General features: G+C 67.9%; 20 protein-coding genes. 9 read left to right on the top strand and 11 right to left on the bottom strand.

Features of this window, described 5'->3' with window-relative positions; translation table 11 throughout:
• Positions 1-19: 19 nt before the first annotated feature.
• A complete protein-coding gene (locus QUD34_RS02225) occupies positions 20-1,765 on the bottom strand; it encodes a DNA repair helicase XPB (protein ID WP_286354961.1) in 1,746 nt (581 codons plus the stop codon).
• A gap of 211 nt (positions 1,766-1,976) precedes the next feature.
• Between QUD34_RS02225 and QUD34_RS02220 the strand changes: the two genes are divergently transcribed.
• The 3 genes from QUD34_RS02220 (at position 1,977) to QUD34_RS02210 (ending at position 7,723) form a co-directional block, all read left to right on the top strand.
• Positions 1,977-5,090 (top strand): dockerin type I domain-containing protein, encoded by a 3,114-nt coding sequence (locus QUD34_RS02220; protein WP_286354960.1) that lies wholly within the window; start codon positions 1,977-1,979, stop codon positions 5,088-5,090.
• An 11-nt stretch (positions 5,091-5,101) separates the two neighbouring features.
• Entirely contained in the window at positions 5,102-5,707 is a 606-nt protein-coding gene (locus QUD34_RS02215; protein WP_286354959.1) for a hypothetical protein, read from the top strand.
• A 69-nt stretch (positions 5,708-5,776) separates the two neighbouring features.
• Positions 5,777-7,723: a helicase-associated domain-containing protein gene (locus QUD34_RS02210; protein WP_286354958.1), complete on the top strand. Its 1,947-nt coding sequence runs from the start codon at positions 5,777-5,779 to the stop codon at positions 7,721-7,723.
• A 29-nt stretch (positions 7,724-7,752) separates the two neighbouring features.
• Here QUD34_RS02210 and QUD34_RS02205 read toward each other — a convergent pair whose 3' ends face one another.
• From QUD34_RS02205 to QUD34_RS02195, 3 genes are read right to left on the bottom strand one after another with little or no spacing between them, the layout of a single operon-like run.
• Positions 7,753-8,040, bottom strand: coding sequence for a hypothetical protein (locus tag QUD34_RS02205; protein WP_286354957.1), 288 nt, complete (start codon positions 8,038-8,040; stop codon positions 7,753-7,755).
• 50 nt (positions 8,041-8,090) lie between these two features.
• Positions 8,091-8,639, bottom strand: a complete 549-nt coding sequence (locus QUD34_RS02200) for a hypothetical protein (RefSeq protein WP_286354956.1) — start codon at positions 8,637-8,639, stop codon at positions 8,091-8,093.
• Complete coding sequence (locus QUD34_RS02195; RefSeq protein WP_286354955.1) at positions 8,626-9,141, bottom strand: RNA polymerase sigma factor; 516 nt, start codon at positions 9,139-9,141, stop codon at positions 8,626-8,628. Before QUD34_RS02195 ends, QUD34_RS02200 begins: the two co-directional genes overlap by 14 nt.
• A gap of 64 nt (positions 9,142-9,205) precedes the next feature.
• On the opposite strand from QUD34_RS02195, the gene QUD34_RS02190 reads away from it, so the two are divergent.
• Together QUD34_RS02190 and QUD34_RS02185 are read left to right on the top strand one after the other, a co-directional pair.
• Positions 9,206-10,045, top strand: a complete 840-nt coding sequence (locus tag QUD34_RS02190) for a uracil-DNA glycosylase (protein ID WP_286354954.1) — start codon at positions 9,206-9,208, stop codon at positions 10,043-10,045.
• Positions 10,046-10,142: 97 nt separating this feature from the next.
• On the top strand, positions 10,143-11,510 hold the full coding sequence (locus QUD34_RS02185) for a tetratricopeptide repeat protein (RefSeq protein ID WP_286354953.1): 1,368 nt from the start codon (positions 10,143-10,145) through the stop codon (positions 11,508-11,510).
• A gap of 93 nt (positions 11,511-11,603) precedes the next feature.
• Here QUD34_RS02185 and QUD34_RS02180 read toward each other — a convergent pair whose 3' ends face one another.
• The 6 genes from QUD34_RS02180 to QUD34_RS02155 form a co-directional block, all read right to left on the bottom strand.
• Positions 11,604-12,089, bottom strand: a complete 486-nt coding sequence (locus tag QUD34_RS02180) for a hypothetical protein (RefSeq protein ID WP_286354952.1) — start codon at positions 12,087-12,089, stop codon at positions 11,604-11,606.
• Between the two features lie 189 nt (positions 12,090-12,278).
• The gene (locus QUD34_RS02175; protein WP_286354951.1) at positions 12,279-13,265 is read right to left on the bottom strand and encodes a 3'-5' exoribonuclease YhaM family protein; all 987 of its coding nucleotides are present in this window, start codon (positions 13,263-13,265) and stop codon (positions 12,279-12,281) included.
• Between the two features lie 51 nt (positions 13,266-13,316).
• Positions 13,317-13,640, bottom strand: coding sequence for an RNA-binding S4 domain-containing protein (locus QUD34_RS02170; RefSeq protein ID WP_286354950.1), 324 nt, complete (start codon positions 13,638-13,640; stop codon positions 13,317-13,319).
• Between the two features lie 4 nt (positions 13,641-13,644).
• Complete coding sequence (locus QUD34_RS02165; RefSeq protein ID WP_286354949.1) at positions 13,645-14,631, bottom strand: peptidylprolyl isomerase; 987 nt, start codon at positions 14,629-14,631, stop codon at positions 13,645-13,647.
• Positions 14,628-15,680 (bottom strand): peptidylprolyl isomerase, encoded by a 1,053-nt coding sequence (locus QUD34_RS02160; RefSeq protein ID WP_286354948.1) that lies wholly within the window; start codon positions 15,678-15,680, stop codon positions 14,628-14,630. The genes QUD34_RS02165 and QUD34_RS02160 overlap by 4 nt, the downstream gene beginning before the upstream one ends.
• A 128-nt stretch (positions 15,681-15,808) precedes the next feature.
• Positions 15,809-16,495, bottom strand: coding sequence for a Bax inhibitor-1/YccA family protein (locus QUD34_RS02155; RefSeq protein WP_286354947.1), 687 nt, complete (start codon positions 16,493-16,495; stop codon positions 15,809-15,811).
• Between the two features lie 89 nt (positions 16,496-16,584).
• On the opposite strand from QUD34_RS02155, the gene QUD34_RS02150 reads away from it, so the two are divergent.
• Positions 16,585-17,724 (top strand): aminotransferase class I/II-fold pyridoxal phosphate-dependent enzyme, encoded by a 1,140-nt coding sequence (locus tag QUD34_RS02150; protein WP_286354946.1) that lies wholly within the window; start codon positions 16,585-16,587, stop codon positions 17,722-17,724.
• Position 17,725: 1 nt separating this feature from the next.
• Here QUD34_RS02150 and QUD34_RS02145 read toward each other — a convergent pair whose 3' ends face one another.
• Positions 17,726-20,320, bottom strand: a complete 2,595-nt coding sequence (locus QUD34_RS02145; RefSeq protein WP_286354945.1) for a PAS domain S-box protein — start codon at positions 20,318-20,320, stop codon at positions 17,726-17,728.
• A gap of 153 nt (positions 20,321-20,473) precedes the next feature.
• Between QUD34_RS02145 and QUD34_RS02140 the strand changes: the two genes are divergently transcribed.
• The 3 genes from QUD34_RS02140 to QUD34_RS02130 are packed head-to-tail and all read left to right on the top strand — an operon-like array spanning position 20,474 to position 23,669.
• On the top strand, positions 20,474-21,097 hold the full coding sequence (locus QUD34_RS02140; protein WP_286354944.1) for a tetratricopeptide repeat protein: 624 nt from the start codon (positions 20,474-20,476) through the stop codon (positions 21,095-21,097).
• Positions 21,098-21,146: 49 nt separating this feature from the next.
• Positions 21,147-21,755 carry a dethiobiotin synthase gene (gene bioD / locus QUD34_RS02135; protein ID WP_286354943.1) on the top strand — a complete coding sequence of 203 codons (609 nt, stop codon included), beginning with the start codon at positions 21,147-21,149 and terminating at the stop codon, positions 21,753-21,755.
• 36 nt (positions 21,756-21,791) lie between these two features.
• On the top strand, positions 21,792-23,669 hold the full coding sequence (locus QUD34_RS02130; RefSeq protein WP_286354942.1) for a sensor histidine kinase: 1,878 nt from the start codon (positions 21,792-21,794) through the stop codon (positions 23,667-23,669).
• The last annotated feature ends 6 nt before the right edge of the window (positions 23,670-23,675 follow it).

Genomic DNA, 23,675 nt, shown 5'->3' with positions numbered 1-23,675 from the left:
TGCCTTTAAACCCCAGGCGCTAGCCTGCGGTTTCCTCCAGCAGCCGCTTCCAGACGGCCGGCTCGTTGAGGTGGCCCGTGTCGTCGAAACGGCGGCTTTCGATGAGGTAGCGGTAGCCCTGCTCCGTGAGGAACAGCTGGCGGTTGCGGGCGAATTCCTGCTCGGTGGTTTCGCTGCTGATGAGCGAATAGAAGTAGCTCACATTGCGCTCGCCCTTGGGACGCAGGATCCGGCCCAGGCGCTGGGCCTCCTCCTGGCGCGAGCCGAAGGTGCCGCTCACCTGGATGGCCACGGAGGCATCGGGCAGGTCGATGGCGAAATTGGCCACCTTGCTCACGATGAGCACCCGCAGCTGGCCTTCGCGGAACTGCCGGAAGAGCACCTCGCGCTCCTTCTCGGGGGTCTGTCCCGTGAGCACCGGCGCCCCCAGGCGCTCCCCGATGATCCGGAGCTGCTCGAGGTACTGGCCGATGACGAGGATGTTGTCCTTGGGGTGCCCGGCCAGCAGTTCGTCCATCACCGCCAGCTTCAGGCTGTTCTCCGAGGCGATGCGGAAGCGCTGGCGCTGGTCCGCCACGGCGTACTCCATGCGCTCGTCGGTCGGCAGGGGAACCCGGATTTCGAGGCAGTGGGCCGTGGCGATGAAGCCGTCCTTCTCCAGCATCTTCCAGGGCACATCCACCCGCTTGGGGCCGATGAGGCTGAAGACATCCTCTTCCTTGCCGTCCTCGCGCACCAGGGTGGCCGTGAGGCCCAGGCGCCGCTTGGCCTGGAGCTCGGCCACCGCGCGGAACACCGGCGCGGGCAGCATGTGCACTTCGTCGTAGATCACCAGCCCCCAGTTGGCGGCCTCGAAGAGCTTGAAGTGCTCGAAGGGCCCCGTCTTGCTCCGGCGGTAGGTGAGGATCTGGTAGGTGGCGATGGTGACGGGCTTGATCTCCTTGGTGTCGCCCGTGTAGAGGCCCACCTGGTCTTCGGTGAGCGTAGTCTTGTCCAGCAGCTCCTGCTTCCACTGCTTCACGGCGGTGCCGTTGGTGGTGAGCACCAGGGTGTGCGTCTGCAGGCTGCCCATGCAGCCGATGCCGATGACCGTCTTCCCCGCGCCGCAGGGCAGCACCAGCACGCCCGCACCACCGTCGGGCCCTCCGCCCGCGTGGAAGACATCCACCGCGGCCTGCTGGTAGTGGCGCAGGCCGAAGGGCTTGCCATTCTGCTTGGTGATGGGCGACAGCTCGAAGGGGAGCGGGTCGCCGGGCTTGTAGCCGGCCATGTCCTGGACGGGGTGGCCCAGGCGGATGAGCTGCAGCTTCACCTCGCCGCGCATCCCCGTGTGCAGGAAGATGCCCTTCTCGTCCGGATAGGGCTCCGCCAGCAGGCCGAACAGGGACTTCTGGTTCTCGAGTTCCCAGAAGAGGCCCCGGTCATCCATTTCCAGCGCCAGCCGGTCGCCCTTGGCCACCAGGCGCAACTTGCCGTAGCGCGTGCCGTGGTCCTCGATCTCCTGCAGCAGGTTCTGCGGCACCGGGTATTTGGACCAGGTGTTCAAGGTCTCGAGGATGTCCGCGCAGGCCACGCCCGAAGCCGAGGCGTTCCAGAGACTCAGGGGCGTGATGCGGTAGGTGTGGATGTGCTCGGGGCTCTTCACCAGTTCCGCGAAACGGGCCAGCTCGTCGCGCACCTGCTCGAAATCAGGGTGCGCCACCTCGAGCAGCAGGGTGCGATCGCTCTGGACGATCAGGGGATTGTCGGGTCGGAGGGCGATCACGGCGTCAGCAGGCTCAAACCTTTCAGCCTAGATGCCTGGGCCGGAGGGGTCAATGAAGGGGTTGGGAAGGGGCCAGATTCCCTCGGCTCCCGGGGCCTTCATTAAGGAAAAGTCAGACGATCAGAACCCCCCTCGAAGCGTATAGTTGGGGACCCCCCCGAAGCCCTTCCCCGCCTCGCCGGGATTCTCATTTTTGGAGCGCCCCATGGGCATGCCGATGACTCGAGTCCTCACCTCTCTGGCCTTGGTGGTGGCCTGCGGCCTGGAGGCCCAGGCACCCACCAACCCGGTGCTCCGCCGCCGGTCGCTCCCGGCCCGGGTGGGGCCGGATGCCCTCAGCGGCCACGATCGCGCCGACCTCCGCCGCGACTGGGACCTCTACTGGTTCGGCGGCAAGCTCACGCCCGACTACATGGATTTCAAGAACCGCACCGCCGCCGAGGAAATCCGGAAGTGGGGCCACCTCCTGCCCAAGGCCGGCACCGACCGCGCCCTGGCGGCCATCCTGCCCGCCCCCAGCGGCACCGGCGGCTTCTCCTGGACCAACCTCGGCCCCACCTCCAACCTCGTGGACGCGACCTGGAGCGGCATCGACAGCGGCCGCCCCGTGGCCGTCGTGCCCCACCCCACCACGCCGACCACGCTCTACCTCGCCACCAGCGGCGGCGGCGTCTTCAAATGCACCAACGCGGACCTGAACGCTACGGGCGACTGGACCTGGACCGCCATCACCGATGACCTGCCCGCCAGCGGGTCCGGCGGCAATGTGTCCATCGGCGCCATGGCCATGAGCCCGGCCGATGCCGCGGTCCTGTATGTGGGCCTCGGCGATCCCTTCGATGCCGAGGGCCGCGGCTTCTACAAGACGCTCGACGGCGGCGCCACCTGGACCGCCGCCACCGCCGGCCTGGGCAACGCCACCCGTTCGCACTCCATCCTCCCCCTGACGGCCACGCGCATTCTCTGGGCCACCAACGATGGCCTGAAGATCTCCAACGACGGCGGCGCCACCTTCGCCCCGGCCGCCGGCGCCCCGGCCACGGGAGATGCCTGGTCCATCCAGAAGTTCACCGGCACCGACCTCGCGTGCTCCATGCAGGGCACGGCCGGCCAGATCTACACCTCCGCCGATGCCGGGGCCACCTGGACGCTGGCCACCATCACCGGCGTCACCTTCCCCATGGGTCGCATCACCCTGGCCGCCGGCGGGGATGGCACCACGGCCTACGGCATCGTGGAGGACACCACGGCCTCCAGCACCAAGGTGGCCCGTGGCGTCCTGAAGAGCACCGACAAGGGCCTCACCTGGACCTGGGTGGCCGCCCCCACCCTCAGCGGCAGCCTATTCCAGGGCACCGGACCGCAGATGACCAGCGACGGCGGCCAGGGCTGGTACAACCACGGCCTCGCCGTGGACCCCACGAACCCCCTGAGGATCGTGGTCGGCTCCAACCTGGCGCTCTACCGCAGCACGGACGGCGGAACCAGCTGGACCCAGCTCACGCACTGGTATGGCAATGGCCACCCCTATACCCACGCCGACAACCACGCCACGGCCTGGTCCAACGGCACCCTCTATGTGGCCAATGACGGCGGCTTGGCGATCCTGAGGGATCCCTGGCGCGCCATCGTGCCCACCGCCACGGATGACCTCTCGTTCATCGACAACCGGCGAAACAAGGGCCTCAGCACCCACATGGTCTACAACCTGGGATCCACGACGGCCGCCACACCGGCGAACGCCAAGTGGCGCATCAGCCTGGGCATGCAGGACAACGGCACGCGCGTCCGCCAGGGCAGCGGCTCGGCCCTCCAGACCAGTGGGGTCTTCGAGGACATGATCGGCGGGGACGGCTTCGGCACCCTGATCCACCCGGCCAATGGGGACCTGATGCTGGGGTCCATCTACTACACGCGCATCTACAAGAGCACGGACGGCGGCGCCACGCCCTTCACGGCCTCGTCCACGGGCATCACCGAGTCAAACAACTCCAGCTCGGCCCCCTTCGCCCCCAAGATCGCCCTGGGACCCACGACCTCGCCGGACACCGTCTACACCTTCGTCAACAGCAAGGTCTACAAGAGCACGGACTTCGGCAGCAACTGGTCCGCCATGACCATGACCGGCTTCTCCACTTCGGGCCGAACGCTCCGGAATGTGAACGGCTCCCGGAGTTCCAACGCCGTCGGGGCCGCCAGCAGCGGCGGCCATTTCTGGACCACCTACAACGATGGCGCCACCTGGACCGACTCCGGCGACATCACGGCCGGGAAGCTCAACACCAGCTACATCTGGTTCAACACCCAGAACGACCAGATCGTCTACGGCGCCACCGTCGCGCCGGACGCCACCGCCCACCACCTGTTCAAGAGCGTCAACGGCGGCGCCACCTGGGCCCCCATCGACGGAGCCGCCGGCGCCAGCAACGGCCTGCCCTTCGGCATCCCGGTCCATGTGGTCCAGAACCTCCCCGGCAGCCTCAACACCCTGTTCGCGGGGACGGATTTCGGCGTCTACCAGAGCACCGACGGCGGCACCACCTGGGCCCGCTACGGCAACGGCATGCCCATGGTCGCCGTGCGCGACCTCTACATCGCGCCGGACGGCAGCTTCCTCCGCGCCGCCACCTACGGCCGCGGCGTGTGGGAGCTGCAGACGACCACGGCCAACCAGACCGCCGTCACCCTCGACAAGAGCTCGTTCAATTTGAACCCGTCGGCCACCACGACCTTCACGGCCACCGTGACCAATTTCACGGCGGACAACAAGGTGAACTGGACCGCGTCCAGCGGCGGGGCCGTGAGCCCGGCCCAGACCGCCAGCGGGAGCGCCACCACCTACACCGCTTCGGCCACGCCCGGAATCTACACCGTCACGGCCACCAGCAACGAGGCGGCCACGGCCAATGCGACGGCCACGGTCAATGTCTACGCCCCGGCCGCCGTGACCGTGTCCGTGACGCCCACGACGAAGACCCTCCCCACGGGCGGGACCTTCACCTTTGCCGCCGCGGTGGCGAATGCGCCGAGCCAGGCCGTCACCTGGACGGCCACCGGAGGCGTCATCACATCGGCGGGCGCCTACACCGCCCCCACCACCGCCGGGACCTACACCATCACCGCCACCAGCGTCTGGCCCGGCACCACGGCCGGCACGGCCACGGTGACCGTGACGACCATGGACCTGAACGGCGATGGCGTGGTGGACCTCCGCGATCTGCTCTTCTTCGCGAAGTACTACGGCAGCACCAATGTGGCCTGTGATTTCAACGGGGACGGGAAGGTCGACGACGCCGACCTCACCCTCCTGCTCGCCGGCCTGTGATGGAGATGACCATGACCCCGATGACCAAGCTCCTCTCCGGCTCCGCTGTCCTGGCGCTGGCCACCCTCCTGGGCTGCGGCGGCGGTGGCGGCGGTTCCGCCACTCCCGCGCCCGCGCCGCCCGCCACCGCCACCAGCCTCGCCTATGTCGATCCCGCCAGCGGCACCTACAAGCTGGTGAAGAACGCCTCCAGCTCCGGCTCGCACCTGGTCCTCGATCTCGTCGGCCCCAGCACCGGCACGGCCATGGGGGTCTCCATCACCCTCAGCACCGACGCGGCCAGGGCCACCTGGGTCGATGTCCCCGCCGGCGGGACCACGGCGGTGCTGATGCAGAACGGCACCCAGTTCACCCTCGGCAGCGGCACTCCCATCCAGAAGGCCAAGGCCACCAGCGGCGTGCTCCAGGCCACCATCGCCCAGAAGGACCCCACGGCCCCGGCCTCTCTCAACGGCTCGCTGCTCCGGGTGGCCCTCGATCTGAAATCCGGGCTGGGTCTGGCCCAGGGCACCGCCATCACCCTCAGCGCCGATGCGGTCAAATGCCAGGTCCTGACCGACAAGGCCTCCAATCCCACGCCCATCACCGTCAGCGTGGGCACCCTCACGGCCCAGTAGGGCCCCCCGTTCTCCCCGGCGCCCGGACCCCCCGGGCGCTTTTTTTGTGCGTGAGCGCTCCGGGGATTCGTGGGACACTGGACGATCGTCTGTACCCAGGTGCCCATGACGCTCACGCACTACCAGCTCCTTTCGAATTGCTCGGATGAGCAGCTCAGGACCATCTGTGAACGCCGGCGCCTGCCCATTCCCATCCGGTGGGAGGATGGCGCCGAGGGCCGGGTGCGCCTGCTGAAGACCATGGTCTTCCACCTGGAGGACCACAAGCGGCTGTCGGACACCCTGGCGGATCTCGACAGCGGCTCCCTGGTCGCCCTCAAGCACCTCGCCAGCGAAGGCATCCTGCCCGCGGCCGGTACCCTCGAGGCCCTGCGTGACCTCGGCCTCATCCTGCCCGACGGCGAGGGCTGGGGCGTGGCCGAGCGGGTGGCCGATGCCCTCGATGACTTCGACGACGGCGCCCTGAGCTTCCAGGCCCCGGCCGAGGTCAAGCTGCGGGCCGCCGAGCCCTTCCGCTTCTCCCTGGCCCTCACGAGCGTCCTGCTCCGCTGCGTCCCCGGCCTGCGCGTGTTGAAGGGCGGCCTTCCCGCCAAGAAGGAGCTCGGCCAGCTCATGCAGCGCAACGCCATGCTCCAGGAGGAGCAGGACGCCACGCTGCTCTTCACCCTGCTGCACCGGCTGGGCCTGCTCTGGAATCGCGACGGGCGCGTGGAGACGCTGCTCCCCGCCGTGACCAGCCATCCGCCGCGCTGGGTGGCCGAGCGGGCCTTCGCCAGCCTCCTCGAGCACGACCTCAAGGCCTGGGGCATGCCCCCCGCCGAGGATCGCCACTTCCTCATGCAGCATCTGCTGGAGCGCCGGAGCCAGGTGCTCGCCGTCCAGCCCTTCCTCGCCTTCCTCAAGACCCTGCACCCCCTGGACGAGGAGCGCACGCGATCGGTCTTCCTGCCCTTCCTCAGCCGCATGGGCATCATCCGGGGCGATGCGGACTTCGCGCACCTCCAGCTCACGGAACACGGCGAGGCCCTGGCCCACGAGTACCTGTTGCGCGACCTCAAGGCCACCGCGGCCCATTGGCAACCCCTGGCGCTGGATCAGCCCATGGTCCTGCAGCCCACCCTCGAGCTGCTGACCCCCCTGCTCCAGAACCCCCACCGCCTGCTCCAGCTCGCCCAGCTGGCCGATGTGGAGGCCCTCGATGCCATGGGCACCTTCCGCGTGAGCCACGCCACCCTGGTGCGGGCCCTCGACGCGGGCGTCCCCCTTGACGACCTGGGCCAGCGCCTGGGCGCCTCCACGCAGACCCTGCCCCAGCCCCTGCTCCAGCTGCTGGAGGACCTCTCCCGCCGCGTGGGCGAAGTGGAAGTGCACCAGGGCGTGAGGCTCGTCCGGGCCCGCACACCGCATCTGGCCGATGAACTGAAGCTGCGGCCCGAACTGGCCCCCCTCAAGCTGGGCTCGCTCTCCGACACCGTGCTGGAGGTGCGCGGCGACGGCAATGCCCACGCCCTCCTCAAGCAGGCGGGCTTCATGCCCAAGCCCGGCCGCTTCCTCGCCCTGAGCCTGGATGCCGACGAGAAGCTCTACCTCTGGGCCCTGGCCGCCCTCGCCTTCGTCGACGAGAAGGGCATGAACCACCACCTGGAGCCGGTGCAGCAGATGGTGCGCTCATCCCTCCAGCGCCTCCACGACGAGGACCCCTTCCTCTACCAGGAAGTCCAGCGCCGCATCCCCATGCTGCACCTGGGCGGCGAGGATCAGCTGGCGGAAGAGGTGCAGCGCATCCTCGAATACGCAGGCGGACACACCCTCATGGTGGAGCTCACCTACCTGCCTCCGGCGGCCCACCGCACCCAGCTGCGCCGCGTGTCACCGCGCACCATCCAGGAGGATCACCTGCTGGCCTTCTGCCACCTCCACCAGGAGGAGATGGCCTTCCGCCTCACCCGCATCCAGGGCGTGAAGCTCCTGAACGAGCGCGGCTGGACCCCCGCCAACCACAGCCAGGCCGGGTGAGGGCCGCGACACGCGGCCCTCACCCCAACTTAGCCCACCAGCTCCTTCATCCGCTTGTCGAGCACATCGGCCAGCTTCTCGACCACCTCCCGGTTCTCGTTCCGGTTGGTCTGGATCTCCTTTTCCAGCTTCCGCTCCGTCTGCAGGACGGACTTCTGGAGCTGGGAAAGCATGCCCTTGATGTCGTCGAGCTCGTTCATCAGGTTGTTCAGCCGGGGATCGGGCGGGCGGTTGTTGCTGAACACGCCCATCCCGGCCAACACCGTGGCGAGGGCCGAAAGGAGGAGGATGAGGAGAAGCAATGGATTGCTGGCCATGGGCACACCTTGCCCTTCAGATTGCCAGGATCGTGCCGCTGCGGCGCAGGCTATTGCTGGGGCTTCTGCTTGACCCGCTGATAATCGTCACTCTGGAACTTCAGGGGCTTTTCCACGGGGATGACCAGGTAGGGATCCGCCTTCCGCCCTCCCCCCTTCTTCGAGGCCAGTTGAAGCTGTTGCTGGACTTCCTCCTTGGCCTGGCGCTCCTTGGCCAGATCCGAGGCGTGGGCGGCGGCCAGCCGGTCCAGTTCCCGGGACTGCTGTTGGGCCTGGGCGGCGAGGCCGTCGGCCCGCTGCTTCTGCTGGAAACCCCAGGTGCCCATGCCGGCCAGGGCGGCCAGGAGCGGCAGGGCGGCGGCGGCCAAGAGGCCCCAGGACGGCCGCTTGCGCTCGGTGCGGCGGCGGCGCAGGGCCTCGCGGCGAAGGTCATCCGCCAGGGCGGTCAATTCGGGATTGGGCCCCATGTTCGGATTGGCGCCGGGCACGGCGGGGGCGCTGGCGACCACGGGGCCGAGGCCCAGCAGGTCGCGGAGCTCGGCCCGCAACTGAACATCCTCGGCAGGTTCGAATCGCCGAGCGGGATCAGACCAGGACATGCACGCCTCCTGAGGGGTTGAGCTGATCTTTGAGTTGGGCCTTGGCCCGGTGGATGCGGGTCTTCACGGTGGCCTCGGGGATGTTGAGGATGTCCGCGATTTCCCGGATGGCGAGGCCCTCGACCACGAACAACCACAGGGCTTCGCGGAAGGTGGGCGACAGCAGCCGCATCCGCTCCCGGACCTCCTGGTTCAGCACCAGATCGTCCGCGCCCCCGGCCAGGCCGGGCTCGGCGACGGATTCCAGGCTGAGGTTCTGGTTCTTCATGGGGCGGCGCTCGGTCAGGGACAGGGTTCGCACGGTGCCGTACAGGAAGGCGGTGGGATGCTCCACCCGCTCCTCCCGCTGCATGAGGATGACGAAGGCCTCCTGGGCGATGTCCTCCGGGAAGGTCGCCCCGTAACGCCGTGCATAGCTCACGAGCCTTGGATAAAGTTCGGCAAAGGCGGCGTGGAAAGCCTCCTGGGTGCCGAATGGGGTTTCTTGGGGGGACTGCTCCATGCACGGGCTCCGACGCTCTAGGATGCCCGATGCAGGGCGGAAGTTCCGGGCTAGGCTGGAAGCCATGGACGAGCCTCTCCGAGCCTGGCGGGACACCCTCGAGGATCTGGGGGTGATGGGATTCGTCCGCGAGCCCGTGGAACCCGCCCAGGCCCAACCCCAGGCGGCGGTGCCCTCATCCGCGCCCCCCGCCCGGCCGGCGCCGGCCCGCGTCCCGGCCGGCCCCGAAGTCAAACGGGCGCCCAGGCCGGTCCCTCCCGCGCCCTCAGCCTATGCGCCGCCAGCCGATCCCATCGGCTGCCCGCCTCCCGAAGCCGTGGCCGCCGCCCCCGATCTGACGGCCCTGCAGCAGGCCATCCAAGGCTGCCTGGCCTGCCCCCTGGGTCCCAGCCGACTGAAGTTCGTCTTCGGCGAGGGCGACCCCCACGCCAAGCTCATGTTCGTGGGCGAAGGCCCGGGCCGCGACGAGGACCTGCAGGGCCGGCCCTTCGTGGGCAAGGCCGGCGAGCTGCTGGACAAGATGATCGGGGCCATCGGCCTGAAACGCGAAGAGACCTACATCGCGAATGTCGTCAAGTGCCGCCCCCCGGACAACCGCACGCCCACGCCCGACGAGGCCTGCGCCTGCCTGGGCTACCTCCACCGGCAGATCGAGCTCGTCCGCCCCGCCGTCATCGTCACGCTGGGGGCCACGCCCCTGCGCGAGCTGGTGGGCATCAGCGAAGGCATCACCCGGGTGCGGGGCCAGTGGAAGCGCGTGCAGGTCGGGGGCCGGGAGATCCCTGTCATGCCCACCTTCCACCCCGCCTATGTGCTGCGCCAGTACACGCAGGATGTGCGCCGGGCCGTCTGGGCGGATCTCAAAGCGGCGAAGGAGTGGATCGACCGTCCCGCTGAAGGCTGACCCTCGTTATCGCAGGGGTTATCGCAGGGCGCACGCGCCGAACGGTGAAGACGGCGGCCTGTCATGTCATGCTAAGCCCAGCTTTCGAGGTCGGCCCATGCGTCTAGTGAATGTGTTCTTCTTCGTGCTCCTGGCCTTCGTGCTGTTCGTACTGGGCAACCTGTACCTGACCAACCACGACCTGCTGGTGCGGGAAGTCGTCATCTTCGGCGAGAACATCAAGATCCAGAGCGTCATCCTCCTGGCCTTCCTCCTGGGCTTCCTGCTCAATGTCCTCTACACCGGCATCATGGAGCTGGTCCGGCTGGTGCGCGGCCTCAACGACTCGGCCGACAACCGCCTGGTGAAGCGCATCTCCGAGCGCATGCAGGATGCCCGCGACCTCGTGGCCCACGGCCTCCCGCGGGAAGCGAAGGAGATCCTCGAGAAGATCCTGGAGCAGCGCAAGGAGCATGTGCCGGCGCGCATGCTGATGGGCGAGATCCTCATCAAGACCGGCAGCCCCGAGGAGGCCGTGAAGCTCTTCCAGGCCCTCTGCGAGGACGATCCCGAGCAGGTCGAGGCCCGCTACCAGCTGGCCGAGGCCCTGATGGCCGTGCGGAACCCCGACGCCTCCATCAGCGTCCTGAAGAAGCTGGCCGCGGATCATCCCAAGAAGGCCCTGCGGGCCTGGCGGCGCCTGAGGGCCCTCCACATGGACGCCCAGCGCTGGGATGAGGCCATGGAGGCCCACAAGAAGCTGCAGGCCTACTTCGCGGGCGAACTCTCCCAGGGCGAGAAGGCCCAGGGGGCGGCTCTGGCCTACCAGGTGGGCATGGCCAAGGTGGAGGCGGATCAGTTCAAGGATGCCGCCCAGGTCTTCCAGCAGGTCATCAAGGACGAGCCGGAATTCGTGCCCGCCTACCTCAGCCTGGGCCGCTGCATGATCCTGCAGGACCAGGAGGCCCAGGGCCTGGAGATCTGGATCGAGGGCTTCCGCAAGACCGGCGAAGGCACCTTCCTCCAGGACATCGAGGACTACTTCATCCAGGCCGGCCGCCCCGAGGACGGCCTGGCCCTGCTGCGCCGCGTGGCCGCCACCTCCAAGCACGCCACCACCGCCAAGTTCTTCCTGGGCAAGATGCTCTACCGCCTGGAGATTCTGGACGAGGCCCTGGACCTCTTCCAGGAGGTGCGCAGCCAGGTGGTCTACAGCCCGATCCTCTTCTTCTTCATGGCCAAGATCCACAGCCGCCGCGCCCGCCTGGACGCCGCCCTGAACGAGTACCGCCAGCTGCTGCGGAACCTGGGCGTCCTCAAGCTGCGCTTCGAGTGCGCCGTCTGCGGCCACAAGACCCAGGACTACGCCGACCGCTGCGACAGCTGTGGCAGCTGGAACAGCAACCACTTCCTCTTCAAGGAGAGCGACCTGCCGGACGGTCCCATCCGGGGGGGGGAGAGCGGCAGTTGGATGGCGATGCTCTGAAGATGCCGCGCCGCGACGGCGCAGCGGATACAAAAAAGGCGCCATGGGCGCCTTTTTTGCAGTAACGACAAAGGTTAAAGAGTCACAAGCTCCCTACGCGATGGCCTGTCGAATATCGAACAGGAGGCGCTTCAGCTCCAGTTCCGAGAGCTGGAGGGGCACCTGCTGCTTCACCTCCTCCTTGCGATAGAAGGCGATGCGCTTCACCACGATCTTGTTCTTGCCGATGCTGATCTCGTTGAACTGGATCTGGGTGTCGTCCTTGTAGGGCGGCAGGCTGCGGAGCTGGATGTACATCCCGCGCCGGTCATGGTCCACGATCTCCAGGCGCTCCTTCAGGTAGTTCACCTGCTCGGATAGCTTCTCGGCCTTGGTCTTCAGCTTGGCGAAGCTCAGCTTCTTCGGGGCGTTGCGCTCCAGCACCATCTCGCCCAGCTGCACGCAACCGTCCCCGCGGCGCAGGAAGCCGTCCAGGGTGCCATCCAGTTCGAGGTCGGCCTGATGGAAGGCCTCGAAGCCCTGGAACTCGCCCGGAAGGACCGAATCGTCGTAGCGCTTGGCTTTGCGGGACAGCTTCATGAGGTACCTCGAGGGAGCGGACTTCCCCAAGGAGCCAGAGCCGTGCCAGGAATTTTCTACCCCGGCAGGTTTAGCACATGCCTTGAATTATCAGGACTTCTCCATAGGTTCTGCCGAGTCGGACCTGCCCAGAAGCATCGATGCGGAATCAAGCTGTGTCCACAAATGGACAAATGGAGGTCATTATGCTCAATTTTCGACATCCCCCACCGCGGACCATCGCCGTCGGTAGATCATGCGCTCCAGGGCCCGGCTGAAGGGGCTCCAGGCTCCTCCCCCCGTCTCGTCCCGCTGGGCGCGGAACATGACTTCCAGCTTGCCGTCCAGGTCATCCAGGTAGTGGACGAGCAGGGCTTCCGGCGTCTTGGGCAGCACGGGGGAGCCGAATTCCAGGCGGCCGTGGTGGCTGAGGACGATGTGCAGGATCTGCAGGCGCAACTCCTCGGGGAATCCGGGGATCCGGCCCGCGGCGCGGCTGATCCACTCCGCCTCCATGGCGATGTGGCCCAGCAGGTTCCCCGCATCGGTGTAGCCGAAGCTCCGCTGATAGCTGAGCTCGGCCGTCTTCCCCACATCGTGCAACAGCACACCCGCCAGGACCAGGTCGCGGTTCAGGTTCCCGTAGTGCCCGCAGGCGTGCTCGGCCATGCCCGCCACGGACAGGGTGTGCTCCAGCAGGCCGCCCAGGCAGACATGGTGCATGGACTTGGCGGCCGGCGCCTGGGCGAAGGCGGCCCGCAGCTCCGCATCCGCCACGAAGAGGTCCGACAGCAGCCGGCCGATCCAGGGATCCTTCACCGAGGCGAGGAGCCCGTCGAGCTCCTCGAGCATCTCCGGCACGGGCCGGGCGCTGACGGGGAAGAACCGGGAGAAGTCGCCCACCTCCGCATCCGCCGCGAAACGCACCTTGTCGAGCTTCAGCTGGAGCCGGCCGTTGTAGCTCGTCACCGAGCCCTTCACCCACAGGAACGCGTCGGCGCGGATGGCCTCCATGTCGCCCTCGATGGCGCGCACATCCCAGAGGAAGGCCTTCAGGTCGCCGGAGGCGTCCGCCAGCTTCAGTTCGAGGTACTCGCTGCCCTTGGCGCTGATCTTGTAGGCGGCTTCCTGGGCCAGGAGAAAGCCCAGGACGGCATCGCCCTCCTTCAATTGCCGGATGCTCTGCTGATCGGACATCGGATCTCCATGCGCCTCATCAGCCTCGGCGGGTCGATGCGACAGCGGCTGTCAATGATTGCGCGGCGCCTTCGGCGGCGGGGCGAAGGGGTCCTCGTCGCCGTAGCCCAGGTCCAGCGGAAGGCGCTTGTCCTCCAGCACCTCGAAGAGCGACCACTGGTCGGCCTTCCGCACATTGCCTTCCGGCAGCGCCAGGACGCGCACCTTCAGCACGCGGTTGTAGAGCGGGAATTCCAGCTCGTCCTGAACCTTCAGCTCGTGGCTGGCCTTCCGGGGCGTGCCGTTCACCCGCACCATGCCCTCGTCGCAGAGCTGGTTGGCCAGCTCGCGCCGCTTGATGAGCAGGCTCTTCTTGAGGAAGGCATCGAGTCGCAATGGATCAGCCTTTCAGAATCTGGTCCTTGGGCACCAGGTAGCGGATGTTCGCGCGCATCCTGAGCCCGGCCAGATACTGTTCGATGGCGTTCTGGGCCTTGGGCTCCTGGAGCTTCTCCACGATCTTCTCGCGGACCTCGGCGAAGGCCTTCACGGGCGCATCCTCGAGGGCGACGAGCTGGATCAGGTAGAGGTCCTTGTCGGTCTCGATGGGCGCCGAAACCTGCTCGGGCTTGAGCTTGACCGCGGCGTCTTCGATGCTGGCGCGGAGGAAGCCCTTGTTCATCCAGCCCAGGTCCCCGCCCGTGGCCTTGCTGGGGCTGGTCGAGTGCTGGCGGGCCAGTTCCTCGAAGGACTTCCCGCCCTTCAAGTCGGCCTGGATGGCCTCCAGTTTCTTCCGGGCCTCGGCCTGCTCTTCGGCCGTCGCGCCCTTGGCCAGCACCAGCTCGCGGATGCGGAAGCGGCTGGGCAGGCGGTACTCGTCCTTGTGGTCCTCGTAGTAGGCCCGCAGTTCGTTGTCCTCCACCGCCACCTTGGAGAACACCTCGCGCTGCAGCACAAACTGCTGGGTGGCCTGCTGCTTCTGCCGCTTGGTGAACTCGGGGAGGCCGATGCCCAGGCTGCCCTTCAGGGCCCGCTCCAGGTCCGCGTCCGTGGCGAAGTTGTTCTCCTTCTTGATGCCATCGATGCTGGCCCGGACATAGTCGTCCGTGATGGGGGAGCCCAGCTCCGCACCCTTGTCCTCCAGCAGGAAGGCGTCCACGAGGCCCTGGAGGGTCTTCTCCCGGGCGTCCTTCAGCTTCTCGTCCAGCTCCTTCCCGGAGAACTGGCGGTAGAGGGCCGCATGCTGCTGCTCCACGGCCTGGGTCAGGGAGCGGCGGGTGATGATGTGGTTGTTGACGATGACGAGGATCTCCTCGCGCACATCGGTGGCCGTCAGCGCCATCGGCGCCAGGAGGGCCGCCGCGAGCATCGGATTCAGCGCCTTCACTGGGCACCTCCCTTGGGGGTCTCAGCGGGCTTGGGGGCTTCGGCCGGCTTCGGCGCAGCCGGCGCGGGAGCCGCATCGGAGGGCGCGGGCTTGAGCAGCTCGAAGGGGATCTCCTTGCGGAGGCCATCCATCAGCTCGTTCCAGACCGTCACCTGCCGATCCCGCCGGGCAGCCTGGTCGGCGGCCGCCTTGGCTTCCTCGAAGGGCACCTGGCGGCTGGGCTTGCGCTCCTCCACCTTCACCAGGTGGTAGCCGAACATGGTCTTCACGGGAGCGCCCACCTCGCCCAGGGGCTGGGTCCGGGCGGCAGCGCCGAACTCGGGCACCCAGGCCGAGGGATCGGCGTCTGCATACAGCCCGCCGTTCTCCTTGCTGCCGGGATCGTCGCTGTACTTCTTGGCCAGATCCTCGAACTTGGCGCCGCCCTTCAGCTCCTCCTGGATCTTGGCGATCCGGGCCTTGGCTTCGTCGTCCGTCAGCCCGGCCTCGGCCTTGGGATCCTGCTTCACGGAGACCAGGATGTGGCGGGCACTGACCAGCTCGGGCTGCTTGAAGCGATCCTTGTGGCCCTCGTAGTAGGCCTTCACATCGGCCTCGGACACCGCCAGCTTCTTCTGGAGGCTGTCCCCTTCCTTGGCCAGGAATTCCCGGGCCATCAAGTCGTCCTTGGCGCGTTCGAGGGCCAGCTGGAAGCCCGGCGTCTTGTCCAGCCCGAGGCGCTTCGCCTTCACGGCCAGGAGCTTGCTCTCGGCCATCCGCTTGACGAACTCCTCCTTGCCGCCCTGGACCATGAGGACCTGCATCTGCTCCTGCTGGCCGAGAAGGGCGAAGGCCGACTGGAAATCGGCCTCGGTGATGGCGGCGCCGCCCACGCGGGCCAGCACCACGGGCTTGTCGGCCGAGGCCGTTGGCGCGGACGCGGTCTTGGCCGCAGGTTTGGCCTTGGCCACGGCCTTCGCCGGCTTGGGCAGGGACTTGGGCGTGACCTTGGCCGGCTCCTGGGCGACGACGCCGAGGGCGATCAGGGAGATCAGGGAGGCACGGAGCATGGGATTCCTTAGATGCCGGGAAGGCGCTAGGCCGCAGTTAAAAATGATCTGTCAGTGTCGCATCTTCGGCGGCACAAGGGGCCGTAGCGGAAACAACCTGAATGGCTCATGTCGTTTCCGGACGGCCCCTAGCGGCGCCGACCGCCGAGGAGGTTCATCAGGGCGATGAGGATGTTGTAGAGGCTCACGAACAGGGCCAGGGCGAAGCCCGCGGGATCGCCCAGATCGTCCGTGCGCAGCATGGCGGAAGTGTCCCAGAGCAGCTTCGCCGAGCAGGCGATGACCGCCACGCCGGAGATGATGAGGCTGAAGGTCTCCAGGTGGAAGATGGCCGCCGCGAGGCTGCCGAAGAACATCACGGCGATGCCCACGATGACGAAGTTCCGCAGGAAGCTGAAGTCCTTCTTGGAGACGAAGGCGGTGACGGTCAGGGTCAGGAACACTGTGCCAGTCAGGCCAAAGGCCATCAGAACAGTTGCAAACCCGCTGGTTGTAGCTACCGCGATGCCGACAATTCCGACGACAAATCCAGAAATCAGGGTAAATAGCCCATATCCCAGAATATTCAACGGCTTTCGGCGGCTCACCGCCTTGGCAAAGAAAATCGCCCCCATCTGGGCAAAGAACAGAACCCACATAAACATGCGGCTGCCCTGAGCCAAGGGGACCCAAATTGGGATGGTCAGTAAGGCCCCGACAGCCCCCAGGGCCGCCACCGCGAATCCGCCCATGAGCCAGAGGTAGACGCTTCGGACAAAATCGATGCGGGGCTGCACCCCGGCCGAAGTCCCCTGCCACGACTGCTGTTGATCCATGCCACGCTCCAAGGGGGACCCGCGATGGATCCCTCTCAGATCCTAACATTCCCCCACCCTTACCCTGCCCCGAAGGCCCCCGAGGTTCCGTGATCCCGCCCGCCTGGCAACAACGCCTTCAGCAGCAGGCCGGACGACGCCGGGCCCTGGGCCGGGACCGGGCCATCCGGCCCGCCGCGGGAATCGATGTCTGCTCCAACGATTACCTGGGCCTGCGGCGGGATGCCCGCCTGGCCGAAGCCGCGGCCGCGGCGGCCCGGGCCTTCGGCACCGGCACCGGGGCCGCGCGTCTCCTGCGGGGGAGCACGGCCTTGCATGAGGAGCTGGAGGGCGCCCTGGCCCAGTGGAAGGGCACGGAGGCCTGCCTGCTGTTCAACACCGGCTTCCAGGCCAACGCCACGCTCATCCCCGCCCTGGTGGGCAGCGGGGATGCCGTCTTCTCCGATGCCCTCAACCACGCTTCCCTGGTGGACGGCTGCCGGCTGACCCGGGCCGGGGGGGCCCACCTGGGCATCTACCGGCACCGGGACCAGGAGGACCTCGAGCGGCAGCTGACCGCCTGGCGGACCGCAGCCTCGCCGGGCGCCCTGGCCCTGGTGGCCACGGACGCCGTCTTCAGCATGGATGGCGACGCCGCGGACCTGCCGGCCCTCGTGGAGCTCTGCGAGCGCCACGGCGCCCTGCTCCTCATCGATGAGGCCCACGCCACGGGCCTGCTCGGAAGCAGCGGCGCGGGACTGGCACAACAGCAGGGCGTCCACGGCCGCGTCCCCCTGGTGATGGGCACCCTGGGCAAGGCCCTAGGCTCTTTCGGCGCGTTCATCTGCTGCGGGGACCTGATGCGCGACCACCTGGTGAACACCGCCCGGGGGTTCATCTTCTCCACGGCCCTGCCTCCGCCCTCGGTCGGGGCGGCCCTGGCCGCAGTGCGGATCGCCCAGGCCGAGCCCTGGCGCCAGGAGAAGGCCCTCGCCCTCGCGGATCGTCTGCGGTCGGGCCTGGGTCAGCTTCCTCACCCCTCGGCCATCGTTCCGGTACCCCTCGGGCCCGATGCCGAGGCCGTGCGCCTCGCCGCGCTCCTCCAGGCCCGCGGCTTCGATGTGCGCGCCGTGAGGCCCCCCACCGTGCCCGAGGGTTCGGCCCGGCTGAGGCTCACCACCGGCGCGCACCTGGAGGCGGCCCAGGTCGATGCCCTCCTGGCGGCCCTGCGGGAAGCCCTGAAGGATTGATTCAGCCCTCCAGGGCCTTCTTCATGGCCTGCGCCAGGCTGGTGCTCTGGAAGGGCTTCTGGACGAAGGCCACCAGTCCTTTGCCCAGGAAATCCTGGATGGCCTCCTGCTCGTTGTAGCCGCTGGTGAGCACCACCCGGCAGCCCGGATCGATGCGGCGCAGTTCCCTAAAGGTCTCGACCCCTCCCATGTGGGGCATCGTGAGATCCAGGAGCACCGCCTGGATGGCACCGGGCGCGCTGCGGAACCGTTCCAGGCCCTCCATCCCATCCTTGGCCAGGATCACTTCGAAGCCCATGGAACGGAGCAGGGCCTCGGCGACGGTGCGCACGCCGTCCTCATCGTCCACGACCAGAACGGTCCCCGAGCCGCGCCAGGCATCCACTTCCACTTCTTCCGGCTCGAAATCCACGGCTCGGGTGCCGGCCGGGAAGATCACCTTGAAGGTGGTCCCCTTGCCGGGCTCGCTGTAGACCCGGATGCCGCCCTTGTGCCCGCGGATGATGCCCTGCATGGCCGACAGGCCGAGGCCGCGCCCCGTGAACTTCGTGGTGAAGAAGGGCTCGAAGATGCGCGCCTGCACCTCGGGCGTCATGCCCTGGCCGGTATCGGCGACCTCCAGCGTGAGGAAAGCCCCCGGGGCTATGTCCTGGCCGGGGAAGTCCCGCCTCAGGTCCACTTCGGAGTAGACTTGGAGCCCCGTCCGGATGGAGACGATCCCTTCGGCATCGCCGATGGCCTCGGAGGCATTGGTCACCAGGTTCATCACCACCTGCTGGATCTGGGACGCCTCGGCCATGAGGGCCGGAAGGCCCGGCTGAAGCTGGAAGCGGAGGCTCACCTTCTTGGAGATGGAAACCCCCAGCAGGTGCGACATCTCCTCCACGGCCTGGTTCAGATCCAGCGGGGCCACCACGAACCGGCCCTTGCCCGAATAGGCCAGCATCTGCCGCGTGAGGCTCGTCGCGCGGTGGACGGTCTTCTCCAGGTTCTCCAGGTAGAGCTGGGCGGGCGACAGGCGCGGGATGCACATCTGCGCCAGGTTGATGTTCCCGAGGATGGCCGTGAGCAGGTTGTTGAAGTCGTGGGCGATGCCTCCCGCCAGCACGCCCAGGCTTTCGAGCTTCTGGCTCTGGAGCTGGGCCTGCTCCGCCCGGCGGCGCTCGGTGATGTCCGTGATCATGCCGAGCACGCTCACCACCCGGCCTTCGTCGTCCAGGACGGGGTTGCCGGTGACGATGGTCCAGACTTCCGAGCCGTCCTTCCGCTTGAACCGGAAGTCGTGCTGGGCGCTGATGCCCTCCCGGCGCTGGGCCATGTTGCGCCGGGAAGTGGGGATGTCTTCCTCGAACTCGAAATCGGTCAGCGGCCGCCCGATCATCTCGGCCGGCGGGTACCCGAGCATCTCTGCCATGCGGCGGTTGACGAAGGTGGTGATCCCATCAGGATCCACCACCCACATGCCTTCCCCCATCACCTCCACCAGGTGCCGGAACCGCGCCTCGCTCACCCGCAGGGCCCGGGCATCCTTCCGGTGGCTTTCCACCTCTTCCGCCAACTCATGGGTGCGGGCCTCGACCTGGGCGCGGATCTGCGCCTGGCCGGCCAGCAGCGTCCGCACATAGCCCGCCAGGAGGAGGCTGAAGGCGAAGCCTCCGGCGAGGACGCCCCAGGCCCGCCAGCCGGCCGCGAGGGGGTAGTGGCCGGGACCGGGCGTCACCACCACGGCCCAGCGTCGGCCCGCCAGCTTGAACTCGCGGGTGAGCCGGAGCGGGGAGGGCTTCGCCGCCCCTTCAGGAGGCAGCGGGGACGGCTCCGCGTGCAGGACGGACTCGGAGGGCGGGGCGCTGGCATCCAGCAGCCGCAGCTCCACGCCGCGGGGCTCCAGGATGGCCAGGGACTTCTGCACCAGATCCCCGGCCCGGAAGACGCCCTGGACCACGCCGCGGGAGGAGCCGTGGGGACCGCGCACCGAGGCCATCACCAGGAGCCCCGACTGATCGCCCTGTTCCTGGATGAGCCGGATCCGCCCGCTGGCGGAGAGCTCCCCCGTGCGCAGCGCCCGCTCCAGGGCCTGCTGCCGGGTGGCCAGCTGTTCCGCGGCAAAGCCCAGGGTCACCTCGTTGCCCTTGTAAGGGCTCACGAAGGCGACGCCATGGAACCGGGCATCGGCCGGGAGGATGGCCTCCTGCCCCGCGGCGTCCCGGTCGAAGAACCGGAACCCGGGGTACTTGCGCCGGGCCTCCGCCTCGAGGGCGGCCCGGTTCCGCGGGCTCACTTCCGGCAGCCACTGGAGCGCCTGGATGTAGGGGTGCAGGGAGAGGGTGAGCGAGGTGAAGGCGTCGAAGTCCTCCCGGGTCACCTGGTCGCTGGATTCGAAGTAGCTCCGGAGGACGAGGACATCCTCCAGCCCATGGCGGAATCCCTGGATCACGCTCTCGGCCCGGTCCCTGGCCGCGGCCTGGAATTCGGCTTCCACCTGCCGACGACGGGCATCCCGGGCGAGGAAGAACCCCGCCAGCGACAGGGCCACGCCAGCCAGCAGCACCAACAGCGCGCGCGATCGACCTGCAATGGGAGCCCGGGGCTCGGTCACGAATACCTCGGCGTGCGTTTCGGGGGAAGGTGGATCATCCTCGCAGGGTGTCTTCCCGTTGGGGAACCCCGTCCTTTTTTCATCGGCTTTCCAGTCCAGAGCATGACCTGTGGGACAATAACAGGGGACCGCTGGGTCATCAGGAGGTGGGGCTTGAACCGGAACATCATGTTCGCCTTGGCGGGAGGACTCGCCGCGGGAGCCCTCGTGGGCTACTTCTTCGGTGCCAGCAGCCAGAAGGAGGCCGGCCCCGTGGTCGCGGCCCCCACCGCCGCCGCTCCGATCATGCCCGCCCCCTCCCTGGGTGGCGCCGTGGCGCCCGGAACCCCGGGAGGCATGCCGGGCGCCGTCCTCCCCAACGCCGAGACGCAGAACCGGATGGCCCGCCTGCAGGCCATGGTGGCCGCCGACCCGAAGAACCACGACGCCTGGGTGAGCCTGGGCAACGACTACTTCGACACCCACCAGCCGCAGAAATCCGTGGAAGCCTACGCCAAGGCCCTGGCCCTGAAGCCCGAGGATCCGAATGTCCTCACCGACCAGGGCGTGATGTACCGCCAGCTGAACCAGTTCGACAAGGCCGTCGCCAACTTCCAGAAGGCCGCCAAGCTGGATCCCACCCATGTCCAGAGCCTCTTCAACCTGGGCGTGGTCTACGCCCACGACCTGCAGAAGCCCGACGAGGCCACCAAGGCCTGGAACAAGGTGCTGGTCCTCGCGCCGAACAGCGAGCAGGCCGCCCAGGCCCGCCAGCAGCTCAGCCAGCTGAAGAAGTAGCCCGGCCCCGCTCCCGGCGGGCGTCGGCCCTTCCTGCGATCCTGAAGCCATGCTCGATCTGGATTCCCTTCCCCATCCCCTGTGGGTTCTCGGCACCGGCACGGGGGTGGGGAAGACGCATGTCTCCTCCCGCATCGCGCAGGCCTGGGCGGCCCACGGCCCCGTCACCTATCGCAAGCCCTTCCAGACGGGCGTGGACAGGGCCGACCACCCTGATGCCGACGCCACGGCCGTGCGCGGTCCGGGCATCGCCACCGAGAGCCATGTCCTGCTGAAGGAACCCCTGTCCCCGCTGGCCGCGGCCCAGCGTGAAGGCCAAGTCCTCGACCTCGACGCCACTGCCCGCTGGTGCCTGCGCCCCGCCGAAGGACGCGTGCTGCTCGAAGGCGTCGGCGGCCTCATGGTGCCCCTGGCCCCGAAGACCCACTTCCTCGGCTGGTCCACGGATCTGAAGGTGCCCTGCGTGCTGGTGGCCCTGGGCGGCCTCGGCACGCTGAACCACACGCTGCTGTCCGCCGAGGCCCTCATGCTCCGCGGCTGGCGCATCGAGGCCGTGCTGCTCAATCCCGGCGCGGATGGCACGGATCCCGCCATCGCCGAGGAGAACGCCCGCATCCTGCGCGGATTTCTCCCAATCCACATCCATGTCGTGAATTAAATAACCTGTCCCGCGCGAGCACCCGATGAGGAGCTCATGTCCGACGCCCTCTCGCGCCACGCGGTCCTGGCCTCGCTGCTGCTCGGGGCAGTGGGTTTTCTGGCCAACCTGCTGCGCGTCGAAATCTTCTTCAATGTCGATTTCATCTTCGGATCGGCCTTCGTGATGTTCGCGATCCTCCATGCCGGCCTCGGCCCCGGCGTGGCCGCCGCACTGGTGGCGGGCAGCGCCACCTGGGTGCTCTGGAACCATCCCTGGGCCCTGGTGATCCTCGCCGCCGAAGCCGTCTGCGTCGGCTGGCTGGTCCGGCGCCGGTCCTGGGATCTCCTGCTGGCGGACATCCTCTTCTGGACCCTCCTAGGCGCGCCGCTGGTCTGGGTGTTCTACCACGACCTGCTCCACACCTCGGTCCAGACGACGACCCTAATCATCCTGAAGCAGGCCGTCAACGGGATCATCAACACCATCCTGGCCTACCTCATCCATGTGGCCTGGCGCGCCTGGACGCGGCCTGGAACCGGGATCCGGCCGGCCCTCCGCCCGGCGTTCTTCATCACCATGGTGGCCATGGTCGCCTTCCCGGCGCTGCTGTTCCTCGTGGTCTATGTCCGGCGCGGAATCCACCAGGAGGAGCAGCTGCTGGTCCGCCACAGCGCCGAACTCGACCAGGTGGCCCGCCAGGCGCTGCGGGAGTGGATCGAAGACAAGCACCAGGGCGTGATCACCCTCGCGGCCCTGGCCACCCGGCCGGATGCACCCCGCGCGCGCCTGCAGGAGGCCACGGAGATCATCCGCGCGGCCACCCCGGCCTTCCGCCGGGTGGGCGTGCTCGATGCCAGGGCGGATGTGATCGCCTACAGCCCCTTGAACGATGGCGAGGGGCGCCCGGTGCTCGGAAGGAATTTCGCGGACCGCCCCTATCTCCCGGCCCTGCGGGCCTCGCTCCGTCCCCTGGTGGGCGACCTGGTCATGGGACGGATCGGCCCCACCCAGCCCATGCTGCCCCTCCTGGCGCCCATCCTCCGGGGGGGCCGCTACGACGGCTACTGCATCGGGGTCACCAACCTCGACCATGTCCGGGAGCTCTTGCAGACCCTCGCCGGCCAGAGCGGTGCCCAGCTCACCCTCCTGGACCGGAATCAGCGGGTCATCAGCAGCACCCGGCAGGAACTGGCGGTCATGTCCGAATTCCACCCGCCCATCGCGGAAACGAGGCCCCTGGGCGAAGGGGCCTGGCAATGGATCCCCAGGCTCAAGCCGGGGACCAGCCGCATGCAGCGCTGGAGGAGCTCCCTCCTCGTCCGGGAGGGGCTCCTCACGCCGCAGTTCCCCTGGAAGGTGCGGGTGGAGCTGCCTCTGGTGCCCATGCTCGATTCGCTCACGCGGATCAGCCTGTTCGGCCTCGGAACGCTTTATCTCCTGATTCTCGGCACCGCGGCCCTGGCCCAGACCCTCAGCCGGAGATTCACGGACTCCATCAGCAAGCTGGAAGCGGCCACCCGGGCCTTCCCCCTGCTCCTCCAGGCCGATGCCGGGACACCGCTCGCCCTCCCGCCCAGCGGCATCGAGGAGATGCACCGGCTCAACGGCCATTTCCAGCAGATGGCCGATGCCCTGCGGTCCTCCTTTCACGAATTGAACGCCCTCAAGGACACCCTGGAAGAGCGGGTGGCGACCCGGACCCGGGAACTCCAGGAGGCCGTCGATACCATCAAGACGCTCCACGGGATCATCCCCATCTGCGCCTCGTGCAAGAAGATCCGGGACGACCACGGCTCCTGGAACCAGCTTGAGACCTACATTTCCCAGCATACGGACGCCGACTTCACCCACGGCATCTGTCCGGACTGTTCAGAACGCCTCTACCCCGGGCTGCGGCCCAAAAGCCCGGAGGGTCGAACCGGGCCGCCCTAGACTATC

It is taken from the genome of Geothrix oryzae (assembly GCF_030295385.1).
GTDB lineage: Bacteria > Acidobacteriota > Holophagae > Holophagales > Holophagaceae > Geothrix > Geothrix oryzae.
This window is presented reverse-complemented; position numbering and strand designations above follow the sequence as displayed.